16 protein-coding genes are annotated in these 15698 nt (G+C 69.1%); 3 read left to right on the forward strand and 13 right to left on the reverse strand.

Annotated features, from left to right (window positions below):
* Positions 1-121: 121 nt before the first annotated feature.
* Complete coding sequence (locus tag ACFVU2_RS10550) at positions 122-1462, reverse strand: replication-associated recombination protein A (protein ID WP_387873689.1); 1341 nt, start codon at positions 1460-1462, stop codon at positions 122-124.
* A 169-nt stretch (positions 1463-1631) separates the two neighbouring features.
* Between ACFVU2_RS10550 and ACFVU2_RS10555 the strand changes: the two genes are divergently transcribed.
* The 3 genes from ACFVU2_RS10555 (at position 1632) to ACFVU2_RS10565 (ending at position 4422) form a co-directional block, all read left to right on the forward strand.
* Complete coding sequence (locus ACFVU2_RS10555) at positions 1632-2435, forward strand: peptidylprolyl isomerase (protein ID WP_387873691.1); 804 nt, start codon at positions 1632-1634, stop codon at positions 2433-2435.
* A 76-nt stretch (positions 2436-2511) separates the two neighbouring features.
* On the forward strand, positions 2512-3741 hold the full coding sequence (locus ACFVU2_RS10560; RefSeq protein WP_387873694.1) for a DUF349 domain-containing protein: 1230 nt from the start codon (positions 2512-2514) through the stop codon (positions 3739-3741).
* Between the two features lie 87 nt (positions 3742-3828).
* Positions 3829-4422, forward strand: a complete 594-nt coding sequence (locus tag ACFVU2_RS10565; RefSeq protein WP_387873696.1) for a hypothetical protein — start codon at positions 3829-3831, stop codon at positions 4420-4422.
* Here the strand turns inward: ACFVU2_RS10565 and ACFVU2_RS10570 are convergent.
* From ACFVU2_RS10570 to pdxS, 12 genes are all read right to left on the reverse strand, one after another.
* Positions 4409-6658, reverse strand: coding sequence for a RelA/SpoT family protein (locus ACFVU2_RS10570; protein ID WP_387873698.1), 2250 nt, complete (start codon positions 6656-6658; stop codon positions 4409-4411). The genes ACFVU2_RS10565 and ACFVU2_RS10570 overlap by 14 nt on opposite strands.
* A gap of 69 nt (positions 6659-6727) precedes the next feature.
* On the reverse strand, positions 6728-7081 hold the full coding sequence (locus ACFVU2_RS10575; RefSeq protein WP_387873700.1) for a rhodanese-like domain-containing protein: 354 nt from the start codon (positions 7079-7081) through the stop codon (positions 6728-6730).
* 9 nt (positions 7082-7090) lie between these two features.
* Entirely contained in the window at positions 7091-8110 is a 1020-nt protein-coding gene (gene secF / locus ACFVU2_RS10580) for a protein translocase subunit SecF (RefSeq protein WP_387873702.1), read from the reverse strand.
* On the reverse strand, positions 8110-9855 hold the full coding sequence (secD, locus tag ACFVU2_RS10585; protein WP_387873704.1) for a protein translocase subunit SecD: 1746 nt from the start codon (positions 9853-9855) through the stop codon (positions 8110-8112). Before secD ends, secF begins: the two co-directional genes overlap by 1 nt.
* Before the next feature lie 65 nt (positions 9856-9920).
* Positions 9921-10340 (reverse strand): preprotein translocase subunit YajC, encoded by a 420-nt coding sequence (gene yajC / locus ACFVU2_RS10590; protein WP_387873707.1) that lies wholly within the window; start codon positions 10338-10340, stop codon positions 9921-9923.
* 56 nt (positions 10341-10396) lie between these two features.
* Complete coding sequence (gene ruvB / locus ACFVU2_RS10595; protein ID WP_387873709.1) at positions 10397-11434, reverse strand: Holliday junction branch migration DNA helicase RuvB; 1038 nt, start codon at positions 11432-11434, stop codon at positions 10397-10399.
* Positions 11431-12051 carry a Holliday junction branch migration protein RuvA gene (gene ruvA / locus ACFVU2_RS10600; protein ID WP_387873710.1) on the reverse strand — a complete coding sequence of 207 codons (621 nt, stop codon included), beginning with the start codon at positions 12049-12051 and terminating at the stop codon, positions 11431-11433. The genes ruvB and ruvA overlap by 4 nt, the downstream gene beginning before the upstream one ends.
* Positions 12048-12659, reverse strand: coding sequence for a crossover junction endodeoxyribonuclease RuvC (gene ruvC, locus ACFVU2_RS10605; RefSeq protein WP_387874435.1), 612 nt, complete (start codon positions 12657-12659; stop codon positions 12048-12050). Before ruvC ends, ruvA begins: the two co-directional genes overlap by 4 nt.
* A 17-nt stretch (positions 12660-12676) precedes the next feature.
* Positions 12677-13441, reverse strand: a complete 765-nt coding sequence (locus tag ACFVU2_RS10610; RefSeq protein ID WP_387873713.1) for a YebC/PmpR family DNA-binding transcriptional regulator — start codon at positions 13439-13441, stop codon at positions 12677-12679.
* Between the two features lie 32 nt (positions 13442-13473).
* Positions 13474-14127, reverse strand: a complete 654-nt coding sequence (locus ACFVU2_RS10615) for a hypothetical protein (RefSeq protein WP_387873716.1) — start codon at positions 14125-14127, stop codon at positions 13474-13476.
* Positions 14124-14726 carry a pyridoxal 5'-phosphate synthase glutaminase subunit PdxT gene (gene pdxT / locus ACFVU2_RS10620; RefSeq protein WP_387874436.1) on the reverse strand — a complete coding sequence of 201 codons (603 nt, stop codon included), beginning with the start codon at positions 14724-14726 and terminating at the stop codon, positions 14124-14126. The genes ACFVU2_RS10615 and pdxT overlap by 4 nt, the downstream gene beginning before the upstream one ends.
* A gap of 3 nt (positions 14727-14729) precedes the next feature.
* Positions 14730-15632 (reverse strand): pyridoxal 5'-phosphate synthase lyase subunit PdxS, encoded by a 903-nt coding sequence (gene pdxS / locus ACFVU2_RS10625; RefSeq protein ID WP_387873717.1) that lies wholly within the window; start codon positions 15630-15632, stop codon positions 14730-14732.
* Positions 15633-15698 lie beyond the last annotated feature (66 nt).

Here is a 15698-nt window from a genome sequence, read left to right on the forward strand (position 1 = left end):
CGCTGAGAGAGGGATTCAGTGCCAGGGGCGCCCGGCTACAGGACTATCCCCTTCGAGAGCGTGGTGAGCGCAGCCGCACGCCGCACACGCTTCTAGGCCCATCGAGTGTATCAGAATGCGGTCATCGTCCGCGCACGATGCGGCGCAGCTTCGCCAAGCGCGCGGAGAGGTCGCGTTCGTTGCCGTGATCGGTCGGCGTGTAGTACGTCGTGTCCCTCAACTCGTCCGGCAGGTACTGCTGCTCGAGGACGCCGAGGGCGTCGTCGTGCGGATACTTGTACCCCTTGCCGTGACCGAGCCGCTTCGCCCCGGGATAGTGCGCGTCGCGCAGGTGCTTCGGGACGCGGCCGATCTTCCCCGCGCGGACGTCGGCGATGGCGGCGTCGAGGGCCATGTAGGCGGCATTGGACTTCGGGGCCGTCGCCAGGTGCACGACGGCCTGCGCGAGCGGGATGCGCCCCTCCGGCATCCCGACGAACTGCACGGCGTCCGCCGCGGCGATCGCGACGACGAGCGCCTGCGGGTCGGCCATGCCGATGTCCTCCGAGGCGGAGATGATGATGCGCCGCGCGATGAAGCGCGGATCCTCCCCCGCCTCGATCATCCGGGCGAGGTAGTGCAGGGCGGCATCGACGTCGGAGCCCCGCACCGACTTGATGAAGGCGCTGATCACGTCGTAGTGCTCGTCGCCGTTGCGGTCGTAGCGCAGCAGGGCGCGGTCGACGGCCTGAGCGACGATCTCGGCGGTGATCACCGGCTTCTTCTTCGCTGTCGCGGGCGTGACGGACGCCGCCGAGACCGACGCCGCCTCCAGAGCGGTCAGCGCGCGGCGCGCGTCGCCGGAGGCCAGCCGGATGATCGCCGCGCGCGCCTCGTCGGCGAGGGTGTAGTGGCCGCCCAGACCGCGGTCGTCGGTCACGGCGCGGTCGACGACCACACCGAGATCGTCGTCGCTCAGCGTCTCGAGGGTGAGCAGCAGGGAGCGGGAGAGCAGCGGCGAGATCACCGAGAACGACGGGTTCTCCGTCGTGGCGGCGACGAGGATCACCCAGCCGTTCTCGACGCCCGGGAGCAGCGCGTCCTGCTGGGCCTTCGTGAAGCGGTGGATCTCGTCCAGGAACAGCACGGTGGAGACGCCGTAGAGATCGCGGGTCGACAAGGCCTCGTCCATGACCAGGCGCACGTCCTTCACCCCGGCGGTGACGGCCGACAGCTCGACGAAGCGACGACCCGACGAGTGCGCGATGGCCTGGGCGAGCGTCGTCTTGCCGGTTCCGGGCGGACCCCAGAGGATGACGGAGACCGAGCCGGTCTCGCCCGACTGGTCGGAGGCGAGCGCCACGAGCGGCGAGCCGGGCCGGAGAAGATGGCGCTGACCAGCGACCTCGTCCAGCGACGTCGGCCGCATGCGCACGGCGAGCGGCGTCGCTCCCGTACGGAGCCCGGGTTGCACATCGACCATCCCACCAGGCTACCGGCCGCCACCGACATCGAGAGCCGCCCCAGCCACGCTCCCCCGGCGCGCTGGTTTGGGTGTCCATAGGTGCTCCGGATAGGGTTCTCCTGACCCGCGGACCGGTCCTCCCCAGGACACCGGCTCCCCGCTCGACGGCGCCCCTCGGAGGACACACGTGGCACCCAGCAAGCCGAACGACCGCGACGCCCGGCAGGCGCGAGAGCGCCTGCGCGCCTACCAGGCACGGCAGACCGTGCACGAGACGAAGGTCAAGCGCCGCAAGCGCGACAACTGGATCGCCGGCATCGCCGTCGTGGTCGTCGTGGGTCTCGCCGTCGCGACGCAGCTCCTCTACTTCACGGGAGGCCCCGGGGCGCCGACCGCGTCGGCCTCGCCGTCGGCGACCAGCTCTCCCACCCCCTCTCCCGCCGCCACCGGCGCGAACACGGGCGACGTGCCGTCGTCGAGCATCGCCGAGGGCCGCGACTGGAAGGGCTCGCTCGTCATCAACGGGATCGACCTCGGCGTCACGCTCGCCGGGAAGAAGGCCCCCCAGGCCGTCTCCTCCACGATCTCGCTCGCCCAGAAGGGCTTCTACGACGGCCTGACCTGCCACCGTTTGACGACCTCCGGGATCTACGTGCTCCAGTGCGGGGACCCGAACGGCGACGGCACGGGCGGCCCCGGCTACTCCTACGGCCCGGTGGAGAACGCGCCGACCGACGGCGTCTACCCCGCCGGCACCATCGCGATGGCGCGCCAGAGCGGCAACGGGTACAGCCAGGGCAGTCAGTTCTTCATCGTCTACAAGGACAGCCAGATCCCCTCGGACGCTGCGGGCGGCTACACCGTCCTCGGCACCATCACGAGTGGTCTCGACACGCTCGACTCCGACGTCGTGGCGAAGGGCGTCGACGGGGGCGGCACGGACGGCAAGCCCGTCGTCGCGACCAAGATCGACAGCTTCACGCTGCAGTGATGCGGCGCGTGCAATAGGCTGATTCCACCGTGGGGCGGGCTCTCCGCCCTGACCGCACAGCAGCAAGGTGAGACTCTTGGCTACTTCTGAACAGCACCCCTGGGGTCGCGTCGACGAGACCGGTACCGTGTACGTCCGCGAGGGCGACGCGGAACGCGAGGTCGGCCAGTACCCGGACGGCACGCCCGAGGAGGCGATCGCGTACTTCGAGCGCAAGTACACGGACCTCGCCGGGCAGGTCTCCCTGCTGGAGCAGCGCGCCCGGCGCGGTGCGCCCGCCGGCGACGTGGCCAAGTCCGTCTCGAACCTCCGCTCATCGGTCGAAGGCGCGAACGCCGTCGGCGACCTGTCATCGCTCCTGACGCGTCTCGACGCGCTCGGCGGCACCGTCGAGGAACTCACGGAGCAGCAGAGCGCCGAAGCGAAGGCAGCGGTCGAGTCGGCCATCGCCGAGCGCACGGCCATCGTCGAGGAGGCCGAGGCCCTCGCCGCACAGGATCCCGAGCGGACGCAGTGGAAGCAGACCACGGCGGCTCTCGACGAGCTGTTCGGCCGGTGGCAGTCCCATCAGCACGACGGACCCCGGCTGCCCAAGAACGAGGCCAACGATCTCTGGAAGCGGTTCCGCGCCGCGCGCTCGACGATCGAGCACAACCGCAAGTCGTTCTTCGCCGACCTGGACAACCAGCACCGCGACGTGCGCAGCCGCAAGAACGCATTGATCGAGCAGGCCGAACGCCTCATCCCGCAGGGCGCCGAGGGAGTGCCGGAGTACCGCCGCCTCCTCGACCAGTGGAAGCTCGCCGGCCGGGCCGGCAAGAAGAACGACGACGCGCTCTGGGCGCGGTTCAAGGCAGCGGGCGACGCGATCTACTCGGCGAAGGCCGAGGTCGACGCGCGCGACAGCGTCGAGTACGAGGCCAACCTGCAGCTCAAGCTGGCCCTGCTCGACGAGGCCGAGCCGCTCCTGAACGAGAAGAACCGCGACACCGCCCGCAACGCCCTGATCTCCATCCAGGAGCGCTGGGATGCGATCGGTCGCGTGCCGCGCGAGCAGGTCCGCCCGATCGAGGACCGCCTCCGCAAGGTCGAGACGGCGGTGCGCCGCCTCGACGAGGAGCACTGGGAGCGCAACAACCCCGAGAAGAAGGCGCGCACCGAGGGGCTGGCCAGCCAGCTCAACGCGGCCATCGCCAAGCTCGAGGAGGAGCTCACGGAGGCCAAGGCGGGCGGCGACGCCGCCAAGGTCAAGGCCGCCCAGGAGGCGCTGGACGCCCGCAGGATCTGGCTCGACGCGCTCGGCTGATCCCCCACAGGCGGAGCCGGGACCGGGCTTCTCCACAGATCGTCCGTTCGGTCGTCTCCTCGGCGTCGCTCACGCCACGCTGGGGAGATGACCGAGACACTGTGCCCCACCCTCCTCGACCGCCGCATCCTCCCGCTCGCCGAGCTCCTCGCGCTCTGCCTCGACGGCCAGCTCTACCGTGTTGGCGAGTCGTTCGCCACCACGGACACACCTGACACCCCGGCTCTCCGGGCGCAGGCACTCGCGGCGACCGTGCCGCGTCGGGCGATCGCCGAGCGTGGAACGGCCGCGTGGATCCATGGAACGCGGAGCAGCCCGCCGCCGCGCCCGCAGATCTGCCTCGACCCTTCTCGTCGCGGCACCCGGGTGCCGGTCGCCGTCGACGGCCGTCAGCGCACGCTGAAGCCCGGTGAGGCGCGCCCCATCGGTCCGATCGCAGTGACGACTCCCCTGCGCACCGCCGCCGACCTCTTGCTCTCCGCGCCGGTGTTCGACGAGCCCGAGGCGCTCGAGGTGCGCCATCTCCTCGCGCTCGACGCAGCGATGCCGGAGTCGCTGGCCCGCTTCGTCCCCCGAACCCGTCGAGGCGGGTCGGTCCGGGCGCTGCAGCGGATCCGGTCCGTCGAACGCGCCCGGCTCCCCCTCATCGATGCCGGAGCGCGCGATGTCAGCCCGCGCTGACGCGGTAGACGTCGTAGACGCCGTCGATGCGCCGGACCGCGTTGAGCACGCGATCCAGATGCGTGGTGTCGCCCATCTCGAACACGAACCGGCTCAGAGCCAGCCGGTCGCTGGAGGTGGTCACGGTCGCCGACAGGATGTTCACGTGATGCTCCGAGAGCACGCGGGTCACGTCGGAGAGCAGACCGGAGCGATCGAGGGCCTCGACCTGGATCTGCACCAGGAAGACGCTCTTCGAGCTCGGGGCCCACTCCACGTCGATCATCCGCTCGGGCTCCTGCAGGAGCGACTGCACGTTGTGGCAGTTGGCCTGGTGGACCGAGACACCCTGGCCGCGTGTGATGAAGCCGACGATCGGGTCGCCGGGCACCGGAGTGCAGCACTTCGCGAGCTTCACCAGGATGTCCGGGGCACCGCGCACGAGCACACCGGAGTCGCTGTTGCGCAGCTGTCGCCCGCGCCCCTTGACGGGGATGTCGAGCTCGCCCTCCGACTCGACCTCGCTCTGCAGCGACGCGACGACCTTCTCGATCACCGACTGCGTCGACACGTGCCCCTCGCCGACGGCGGCGTAGAGCGTGGACACGTCGGCGTACTTCAGCGACGACGCGACCTCGACGAGCGCATCCTGCGTCATCAGCTTCTGGAGCGGGAGGTTCTGCTTGCGCATCGCGCGCGCGATGGCGTCCTTGCCCTGCTCGATCGCCTCGTCGCGGCGCTCCTTGGTGAACCACTGACGGATCTTGTTCCGCGCACGCGGGCTCTTGACGAAGTTGAGCCAGTCCTGGCTCGGGCCCGAGTCCGGGTTCTTCGAGGTGAAGATCTCGACGACGTCACCGGTCGCCAATGTGCTCTCGAGCGGGACCAGGCGGCCGTTCACCTTGGCGCCCATCGTGCGGTGACCGACCTCGGTGTGCACGGCATAGGCGAAGTCCACCGGCGTCGCACCCGCGGGGAGTCCGATCACCCGGCCCTTCGGCGTGAAGACATAGACCTCTTTGGCTCCGATCTCGAATCGGAGGGAGTCGAGGAACTCCGAGGGATCGGCCGTCTCGGCCTGCCAGTCCGAGATGTGCGCGAGCCAGGCGAGGTCGGTGTCGTCCTTCACCGGACCGCCCGCGCTCTTGCCCGTGGTCTGCTCCTTGTACTTCCAGTGCGCCGCGACACCGAACTCCGCGCGCTGGTGCATCTCCTCGGTACGGATCTGGATCTCGACCGGGCGGCCCTGCGGACCGATCACCGTCGTGTGGAGCGACTGGTACAGGTTGAACTTGGGAGTCGCGATGTAGTCCTTGAACCGCCCGGGCATCGGAGTCCAGCGAGCGTGGATCTGTCCGAGCACGGCGTAGCAGTCGCGCACCGTGTTGACGAGCACACGGATGCCGACCAGGTCGTAGATATCGTCGAACTCACGGCCGCGGACGACCATCTTCTGGTAGATCGAGTAGTACTGCTTGGGGCGGCCGACGACCTTGCCGCGGATGCGGGCTGATTTGAGGTCGTCGTTGATCGCGTCGATCACCTGCTGGACGAGCCGCTCCCGCTCCGGGGTCCGCTGCTTCACCAGGCTCTCGATCTCGGCGTAGAGCTTCGGATAGAGCACGGCGAAGGACAGGTCTTCGAGCTCCCACTTGATGGCCTGGATACCGAGCCGGTGTGCGAGCGGGGCGTAGATCTCGAGGGTCTCGGTGGCCTTGCGGGTCGCGTTCGCCGCCGGCACGAAGCCCCAGGTGCGGGCGTTGTGCAGGCGGTCCGCGAGCTTGATGATGAGCACGCGGATGTCTTTCGACATCGCGACGATCATCTTGCGCACCGTCTCGGCCTGCGCACTGTCGCCGTACTTCACCTTGTCGAGCTTCGTCACGCCGTCGACGAGCATCGCGATCTCGTCGCCGAACTGATCCCGCAGCTCGTCGAGGGTGTACTCGGTGTCTTCAACCGTGTCGTGGAGCAGGGCTGCGGCGATGGTCTTCGCGCCGATCCCGAGGTCGGCGATGATCTGCGCGACGGCGACGGGATGGGTGATGTACGGCTCCCCCGAGCGACGCTTCTGTCCGCTGTGCGCACGCTCGGCGACGGCGTACGCCCGCTCGATCAGGGAGAGGTCCGCCTTGGGGTGATGCATCCGGACCGTGCGGATGAGCGTGTCGACCGCGCCGGCGGGCTGCGCACGGGAGAAGATGCGTGGCACGAGGCGGCGCAGCGAGGCGGACTGTGGTGTCGAAGTATCAACCATGTTCACGCCTCCTGTGGTCCATTATCGCTGCATCACGGGGGCGTTCCGGCCGCAGTCCGCTCGCAGCGATCAGCGGGAGGCCTCCGTCGGGCTCGCACCGCGCTCGATCGGAGCGCCGCTGGACTCCCATGCGATCATGCCGCCCGCGACGTTCGCCGCCGGGATGTCGGCGCGCAGCAGGGCGTCTGTGACCATCCGCGACCGGCCGCCGGAGTGGCAGATCACGATGATCTGCTGGTCTTCCGGCAACTCGTCCTGACGGTCCTGCAACTGCGACAGCGGGATGAGGTGCGCATCCGGAGAGCGCACCTCCTCCCACTCGAACGGTTCGCGCACGTCCAGGAGCCAGCCGTCGCCGGCCGCCACGAGCTCGTGGGCGCGGGCAGCGCTCACCTCGTCTTCGGAGAGATAGGGGCCGCCCATGCGTGTGCTCTACTCCGCCGCGACCGCTTCGGGGGCCGCCGCCGCGGCCTTCGGACGGATGGCCCGCACCTTCTGGTCGTGCTTCTTGACGGCGGGCTCGCCCTCACGGAACTGCGAGTACATCGGTGCAGCCAGGAAGATCGTCGAGTACGTTCCGACGATGATTCCGATCAGCAGTGCGAGCGAGATGTCCCGCAGCGTTGCCGCACCGAGCGCATAGGCGCCGATGAACAGGATCGAGGCGACGGGCAGCACCGCGACGACCGCGGTGTTGATCGAGCGCACCAGGGTCTGGTTCACCGCCAGGTTGACCGACTCGGCGAACGTGCGCCGCGTCAGTTCCATCTCCTCGCGGGTGTTCTCGCGCACCTTGTCGAAGACCACGACCGTGTCATAGAGCGAGTAGCCGAGGATCGTCAGGAAGCCGATCATCGTCGCCGGCGACACCTCGAAGCCGACCAGCGCGTAGATGCCGGCGGTGATGATCAAGTCGTGGAACAACGAGATGATCGCCGAGGCCGACATCTTCCACGTGCGGAAGTAGAGGGCCATTGCGATGAAGGCCAGCAGGAGGAACACCACCAGGCCCTGGATCGACTGCTGCGTCACATCCGCGCCCCAGGACGGGCCGATGAAGGTCGACGCGATCTCGGAGTCCGGCACGTCGTAGGCCTTCGCCAACGCATCGGCGACAGCCCTCGTCTGAGTGTCCGACAGCTGGTCGGTCTGCACCTGGACGGCGTTGGACCCGACGACACTGACGTGCGAGACGGCGTTCGGGACGACGCTCGTCACGGCGTCCTGCGCCTTGGTGGTGTCGGTGTTCTCGACATTGGTGATCTGGAACTGCGAACCACCGCGGAACTCGATCGAGAAGTTGAACCCGCCCTTGACGATCGGGATCAGGATCGAGACGACGACCATGACGGCCGCGATCACGTACCAGATCTTGCGCTTGCCGACGAAGTCGAACGAGCGCGCACCGGTGTAGAGGTCGTTACCGAACTTTGTGAGGCGACTGGCGGCCATCAGGAGTCCTTCCCATCGGTCGATCGATCGGAGGAGGACGAGGACGAGGCCGAGGCGCCGCTCAGCTCCGCGGCCTTGCGCTCGGCGATCGTCTGGCGGCGGGCCGCCTCCTTGCTGCTGCGAGCCGCCGTGCCGGCGCCCACCTTGGCAGCGGTCGGGGAACGGAACTGCGCCGCTCCCCGGTACACGGCGCCGAGCGCCTGCGGGTCGAGTCCGGACCACGAGTGGCCGGTGCTGAAGAACCGGGTGCGCCCCAGCAACTGCAGCGTCGGGTGGGTGAACAGGAGGACCACGATGACGTCGATGATCGTCGTCAGACCGAGCGTGAACGCGAACCCGCGCACGTTCGCGGCGGCGAGGATGTACAGCACGATGGCGGCGAGGAGGTTGGTGGCCTTCGATGCGTAGATCGTCCGGCGGGCACGCGCCCAGCCGGCCTCCACCGCCGATTCGAGACTCCTCCCGTCTCGCAACTCGTCGCGTATTCGTTCGAAGTAGACGATGAACGAGTCGGCTGTGAACCCGATCGCGACGATCAGACCCGCGACGCCGGCCAGCGACAGACGGTAGCCGTAGTGCCACGACAGCAGCGAGATCGTCAGCCAGGTCAGCACACCGGCGACGACGAGCGAGAAGATCGTGACGAGACCGAGGAGGCGGTACTGGAAGAAGGTGTAGATCGCGACCAGGATCAGGCCGATGAGGCCGGCGACGAGACCGCTGATCAACTGAGCAGAACCGAGCGTCGCCGAGATCGTGTCCTGGCTCTGCACCTTGAAGCTGAACGGCAGCGCGCCGAACTTCAGCTGGTCCGCGAGCGCCTTGGCCGTCGTCTCGGTGAAGTTGCCGCTGATCTGCGGCTTGCCGTCACTGATCGCGGCCTGAGTGGTCGGAGCCGAGATGACCTTGCCGTCCAGGACGATCGCGAACTGGTTCTGTGCGCCGGTCAGGCCGACGAGGCGCGTCGTGACATCGGCGAACTGCTTGGTGCCGGTGGAGTCGAAGACGATGTTGACAGCCCACTGACCGTTCGACGCGCCCTGCGAGGTCTGCATGAGCCCGGCAGAGGCGTCACTGATGTTCTGGCCCTTCACCTCGACCGGCCCGAGCAGGTACTTGACCTGGTTCTGGTCGTCACAGGTGATGAGGGGCTGGTCCGTCGGCGCGGCACTGGTGTCCTGCGACGAGTTCGAGGCGCACGAGTACGCGTTGAAGTCCGCCTGGAGCTTCGGCGTCACCCAGGCCAGGTCGCTGCCGTTCGTCGGCGACGTCGACGGTGTCGACGCGAGCCCGGGCTCCGGGGTCGGTGCCGGAGTCGACTTGCCGTCCGCGCCCACGACCTCGTTGGTCGGGCCGCCCGAGATGAGCACCGGGCGGAAGTCGAGACGTGCGCTCGACTTCACCCGGTTGAGGGTCGCCTCGTCGGGCTTGCCCGGGAGGGAGACCACGATGTTGCGTGAGCCCTCGGTGGAGATCTGCGCCTCCGAGATGCCGGAGGCATCGATGCGCTGACGGATGATCGAGACGGCCTGGTCCAGCTGCTGCTGCTGGATCTGCTGTCCGTTCTCGACCTGCGGCGTCAGGATCACCTGGGTGCCGCCCTCGAGGTCGAGGGCGAGCTTCGGCAGCCACGTCGCGTTGCTGAACAGCACGCCGGCGGTGAGGGTCCCGAGCAGGACCACCACCAGCACGCCGAGCCATGTCAGGGAACGCCAGGCTTTCTTGGCCGGAGTCGACTTTGCCACCTAGGAACTCAGCTTTCTACGAGTGTTCCGCGCGCGCAGAAGCGCCGCGGCCCACGGGTCGGGAGTTAGTCGTCGCTCTTCGCGCCGGGCTTCTTCGAGGCGTCGTCGACCCGCTCGCCGTACTCCGGCTCGTCGTGGCGGATCGCGTGGTCCTCGTTGAGCTCGGCGGCGCCGGTGGTGAGCTCCGCGTCGGAGTCGGCCTCGGCCGGCTCGGCGACGGTGGGCTCCACGACGCGGGCGAGCACCTGGCGGTGCACCTTGAGCACGTGCCCCGGGCTGGTCTCGATGAGCGCGGTGTTGTCGTCCTCGTCGACGGACAGCAGCGTGCCGTAGAGACCGAAGTTCGTCATGACATCGGCGCCCGGCACCATCTTCGAACGCGTCTCGGCCTGCTCGCGCTGGCGCTTGCGGCTGTTGCGGAACATGAAGAAGATGAGGGCCGCCAGGATGACGACCATCACAATAGTCAGCGGATCAATGGCCATGAATTTCTGCCGAACCTTCCGGTGGGGAGTCTGAGGGGCCGAACGGCCACCTCACATCATAAGTCATCGATCAGGGAAGGTTGCTCCGAACGGGCTTGGTGCGGGCCGGGAATCCCGAAGTGGCGCCAGGCGGCGGGCGTCGCGACCCGTCCTCTGGGGGTCCGCGACAGCAGCCCGATCCGCACGAGGAAGGGTTCGACGACCGATTCGATCGTCTCCGACTCCTCGCCGACGGAGACCGCGAGCGTGTTCAGGCCGACCGGTCCCCCGTCGAACCGTTCCAGGATCGCGTGCAGCACGGCGCGGTCGAGGCGGTCGAGCCCGAGCGGGTCGACGTCGTACAGTTCGAGCGCGGCGTGCACCGCCGCGAGGTCGGCCTCCCCGCCGTGGACGAGGGCGTAGTCGCGAACGCGGCGCAGCAGACGGTTGGCGATCCGCGGAGTGCCGCGGCAGCGGCCGGCGATCTCGGCCAGCGCCTCCCGATCGATGTCGAGCTCGAGCATGGTCGCTGCGCGCGCGAGCACCTGGGTCAGCTCGCCCTCGTCGTAGAACTCGAGGTGCGCGGTGAACCCGAAGCGGTCGCGCAGCGGGTTCGGCAGCAGACCCGACCGCGTCGTCGCTCCCACGAGGGTGAACGGCGCGAGGTCGAGAGGGATGGACGTCGCGCCCGCTCCTTTGCCGACCATGATGTCGATGCGGAAGTCCTCCATCGCGAGATAGAGCATCTCTTCCGCCGAACGCGCCATCCGATGGATCTCGTCGATGAACAGGACCTCGCCGGGCGTCAGCGACGACAGCAGCGCCGCGAGATCGCCGGCGTGCTGGATCGCCGGGCCGCTGGAGAGTCGCAGCGGACGGCCGCTCTCGTGGGCGACGATCATCGCGAGGGTCGTCTTGCCGAGACCGGGAGGGCCGGCGAGCAGGATGTGATCGGCGGTGCGGTCCTGCATCTTCGCCGCGGTGAGCAGGAGCTGGAGCTGGCCGCGCACCTTGGCCTGGCCGACGAACTCCGCCAGCGACCGGGGACGCAGGGCCCCCTCGAAGGCGAGCTCCGATTCGGACTCGAGCTCGGGGTCGGTGAGGTCGTCGCTCATCGGGCGCCCTGAGCGGCCGGGCCGAGCTGGGACAGCGTCAGCCGCAGCAGAGCCGGGACCGAGTCGCGGGCGGACTCGTCCGTGCCGGCGACGACGTCGGCGATCGCCTCCGCCGCGATGCGCTCGGGCCAGCCGAGGCCGACGAGCGCGATCAGCACGCTGTCCGCGACGGAGGACGGAGCACCGGAGGTCTTGGCTGCCGGCGCCGCCCGGCGCGTGGCCACGAGCTTGCCCGTCAGCGAGACGACGATCAGCTTCGCCGTCTTCGGCCCGATCCCTGAGACTTTGCGGAACGGGGCGTCATCGTCGGAGGCGACGGCGTCGGCGATCTGGTCGGGCGACAGCACCGACAGCACTCCGATCGCCGACTTCGGCCCGACGCCGGTGACCCCGGTGAGCAGCTCGAAGACGTCGAGCTGCTCGCGATCGACGAAGCCGAAGAGCTGGAGCGAGTCCTCCCGCACGATCATCGAGGTGTGGACGAACGCCTCGTCCCCGAGGCGGAGCGAGAGGACGTGGTCGGGGGTCAGCTGCACGGCGAAGCCGACACCACCGACCTCGATCACGGCGGCGCCGCCGCTGGCGGAGAGGACGGTGCCGCGGAGAGAGGAGATCACCTCGCCAGCCTACGGGGAGCCGCCGACGCGCGGGCGGAGCGCTCCGCGGCGAGCCATGCGGCCTGGGCGGGGGTCTGCGGCGCGTCCGCGGACGGCGCATCGCCCGTCCCGCGCGCGGCAGGACGTGCGGCGGCCGGTCCGCCGCGCCAGGCATGGCAGATCGCGATGGCCAGCGCATCGGCGGCGTCCGCGGGCTTGGGCACCTCGGCCAGGCCGAGGATGCGCGCCACCATCGCCTGCACCTGCTTCTTGTCCGCCGACCCGTAGCCGGTCACGGCGGCCTTCACCTCGCTGGGTGTGTGGAGGGCGACGGGGAGGCCGCGCTTGGCTGCGGCGTGCAGAGCCACCCCGCTGACCTGGGCGACACCCATCACGGTGCTCAGGTTGTGCTGGGCGAAGACCCGCTCGATCGCCACAGCGGCCGGCCGGTGCTCGTCGAGCAGTCGCTCGATGCCGTCGCCGACCGCGAGCAGACGTTCCTCGATCGGCATCCCGGGCGGGGTGCGGATGACCGTCACCTCCACCAGCGCGGCGCGACGATCCGAGCGCACGTCGACGATTCCGACGCCGCATCGTGTCAGACCGGGGTCGATGCCGAGCACCCGGATCGACATGGCGGGGTCGCTTACTCGTCGTCCTCGTCGAGCTGCGCCTGGACCTCGGGGGTCAGGTCGAGGTTCGTGTAGACGTTCTGCACGTCGTCCGAGTCCTCGAGAGCGTCGATGAGCCTGAACACCTTGCGGGCCACGTCGGCGTCGGCCTCGACGTTGACGGTCGCGACGAACTCCGCGTCGGCCGAGTCGTAGTCGATCCCCGCCTCCTGCAGCGCGGTGCGCGCGGCGACGAGGTCGGTGGCCTCGGTCAGGACCTCGAAGCTCTCGCCCCGGTCGGTGACCTCTTCCGCTCCGGCGTCGAGGACGGCCGTGAGCACGGTGTCCTCGTCGACGCCGGCGGCGTGCGGGACGACGATGACGCCCTTGCGGTGGAAGTTGTACGCCACGCTGCCCGGGTCGGCCATGGTGCCGCCGTTGCGCGTCATCGCAGTGCGGACCTCGGCGGCGGCGCGGTTCTTGTTCTCGGTGAGGCACTCGATCAGCAGGGCGACGCCGCCGGGGCCGTAGCCCTCGTACATGATCGTCGTGTAGTCGATGACCTCACCGGTGAGACCGGCGCCGCGCTTGATCGCGCGGTCGATGTTGTCGTTGGGGACCGAGGTCTTCTTGGCCTTCTGGACGGCGTCGACCAGGGTCGGATTGCCGGACATGTCGGCTCCGCCGGTCTTGGCCGCGACCTCGATGTTCTTGATGAGCTTGGCGAACGACTTGGCACGGCGTGCGTCGATGACCGCCTTCTTGTGCTTGGTCGTGGCCCACTTGGAATGCCCGGACACTGCTGCTCCCTCGAGTTACGTTCTGAACCTGTCTATAGTAATGCGGCCCGCCCGTCGCGCAGGACCATCCCCCGCTCGGCGTGGAACCGGGCGAACGTCTCGACATCGGCCGTCGCGTCCGCCGCCATCTCCGCGATGCCGGACGGGTTGTGGAAGATGAAACGGTCCCCCTCCCGGCCGTGCACGAGCACCAGATGCCCTCCGCGCCGCTCGTTCGGGCGCTGGGGCCACCGGATCTCGGGCGAGACGGAGGCCAGGACGACCTGGCCGGGCCGCACGAGCGGGAGGAACCCGGCCGTGGGCGTCCGCTCGACGACCTCCCCGTCGATTCCGAACTCGTCGGCGATCCACGCCAGGAACGGCCGGTAGTAGAGACCGTCGACCGTGTCCTCCCGCCGGACCAGCGCGCCGGCGCGGACGGCGCCCTCGATGAGCTCCGCCATCGGCACGATGCCGAGCTCCGGCCGCCACGCGCGCAGGACGGAGCGCAGGCAGGCGAGCCCGCAGACGTGCGCCGCCCAGAACTCGTACTCGGTCTCGGACGCGTACCCGTCCGCCCTCCAGTCGTGATGACGCCCCGGCGCCTCGCCGCGGACGATCAACGGCTCGTTGTACTCCAGGTCGCCCCACTGCGACTCGTAAGGGAAGCACTCGTGGGGGAAGACGGAAGGGCTGGGCGAGGTCACCCGCGCGAGCGTACCTTGCCGAGGAAGTACTCGTGGAAGCGGGTGTCCCCCGTGATCTCGGGATGGAACGACGTCCCGAGCAGATCGCCCTGCTCCACCGCCACCACGCGACCGTCGCCGACCCGTGCGAGAGCGGTCGCACGGTCGCCGAGGGACTCGACGATGGGCGCACGGATGAACACGGCGTGCAGCGGGCCGCCACCGATCGCCGGGATGTCGAGGTCCGTCTCGAAGGAGTCCACCTGCGAGCCGAACGCGTTGCGGCGCACCGCCACATCCAGACCGCCGAGGCTCTGCTGGCCGGCGATGCCGTCGACGATCGTGTCGGCGAGCATGATCAGCCCGGCGCACGTGCCGTACACGGGCAGACCGCCGGCGATGGCCTCCTTCAGCGGCTCCGCCAGCCCGAACGCCCGGGACAGCTTGTCCATGACGCTGGACTCGCCGCCGGGGATGACGAGCCCGTCGATCGACGCGAGCTCCTCGGGCCGCCGCACGGGCGACGCGTCGGCGCCCAGCCCCCGGAGGACCGCGATGTGCTCGCGGAAGTCTCCCTGGAGGGCGAGGACGCCGACGCGTGCCGTCTGCTGACCGGTCAGCACTTACCAGCCACGCTCGGACAGGCGGTGCGGTGCTGCGAGGTCGGCGACGTTGATGCCGACCATCGCCTCGCCGAGGCCGCGCGAGACCTCCGCGACGACCTTCGCGTCGTCGAAGAACGTCGTCGCCTTGACGATGGCGGCGGCGCGCTGCTCCGGGTTGCCGGACTTGAAGATGCCGGAGCCGACGAACACGCCGTCCGCGCCGAGCTGCATCATCATGGCCGCGTCGGCCGGAGTGGCCACGCCGCCTGCGGTGAACAGCACGACCGGGAGCTTCCCGGTCTCCGCGATCTCGGCGACCAGCTCGTACGGCGCCTGGAGCTCCTTCGCGGCGACGTAGAGCTCGTCCTTCGACATCGATGTCAGGGCGTTGATCTCGGAGGTGATCTTGCGGATGTGCTTGGTCGCCTCGGAGACGTCGCCGGTGCCGGCCTCGCCCTTGGAGCGGATCATCGCCGCGCCTTCGTTGATGCGGCGGAGCGCCTCGCCGAGGTTGGTCGCGCCGCAGACGAAGGGCACGGTGAACTTCCACTTGTCGATGTGGTTGACGTAGTCGGCCGGCGACAGCACTTCGGACTCGTCGATGTAGTCGACGTCGAGCGCCTCGAGCACCTGCGCCTCGACGAAGTGCCCGATGCGCGCCTTCGCCATGACCGGGATGGACACCTCGGCGATGATCGCGTCGATCAGGTCGGGATCGCTCATGCGGGCGACACCGCCCTGTGCGCGGATATCGGCGGGCACGCGCTCGAGCGCCATCACGGCGACCGCACCGGCGTCCTCGGCGATCCGGGCCTGCTCGGGGGTGACGACGTCCATGATGACGCCGCCCTTCAGCATCTCGGCGAGCCCGCGCTTGACGCGGCTCGATCCGGTGGAGGTGCGCTGGTCCTGGTCTGTCATGGTCGCCCTTTCATGCGGAACGTAATTCTCTTTGGCCTATGCCGAACCATAGCATCATCGGCCCGG

It is taken from the genome of Leifsonia sp. NPDC058194 (assembly GCF_042883605.1).
Taxonomy (GTDB): Bacteria; Actinomycetota; Actinomycetes; order Actinomycetales; family Microbacteriaceae; genus Leifsonia.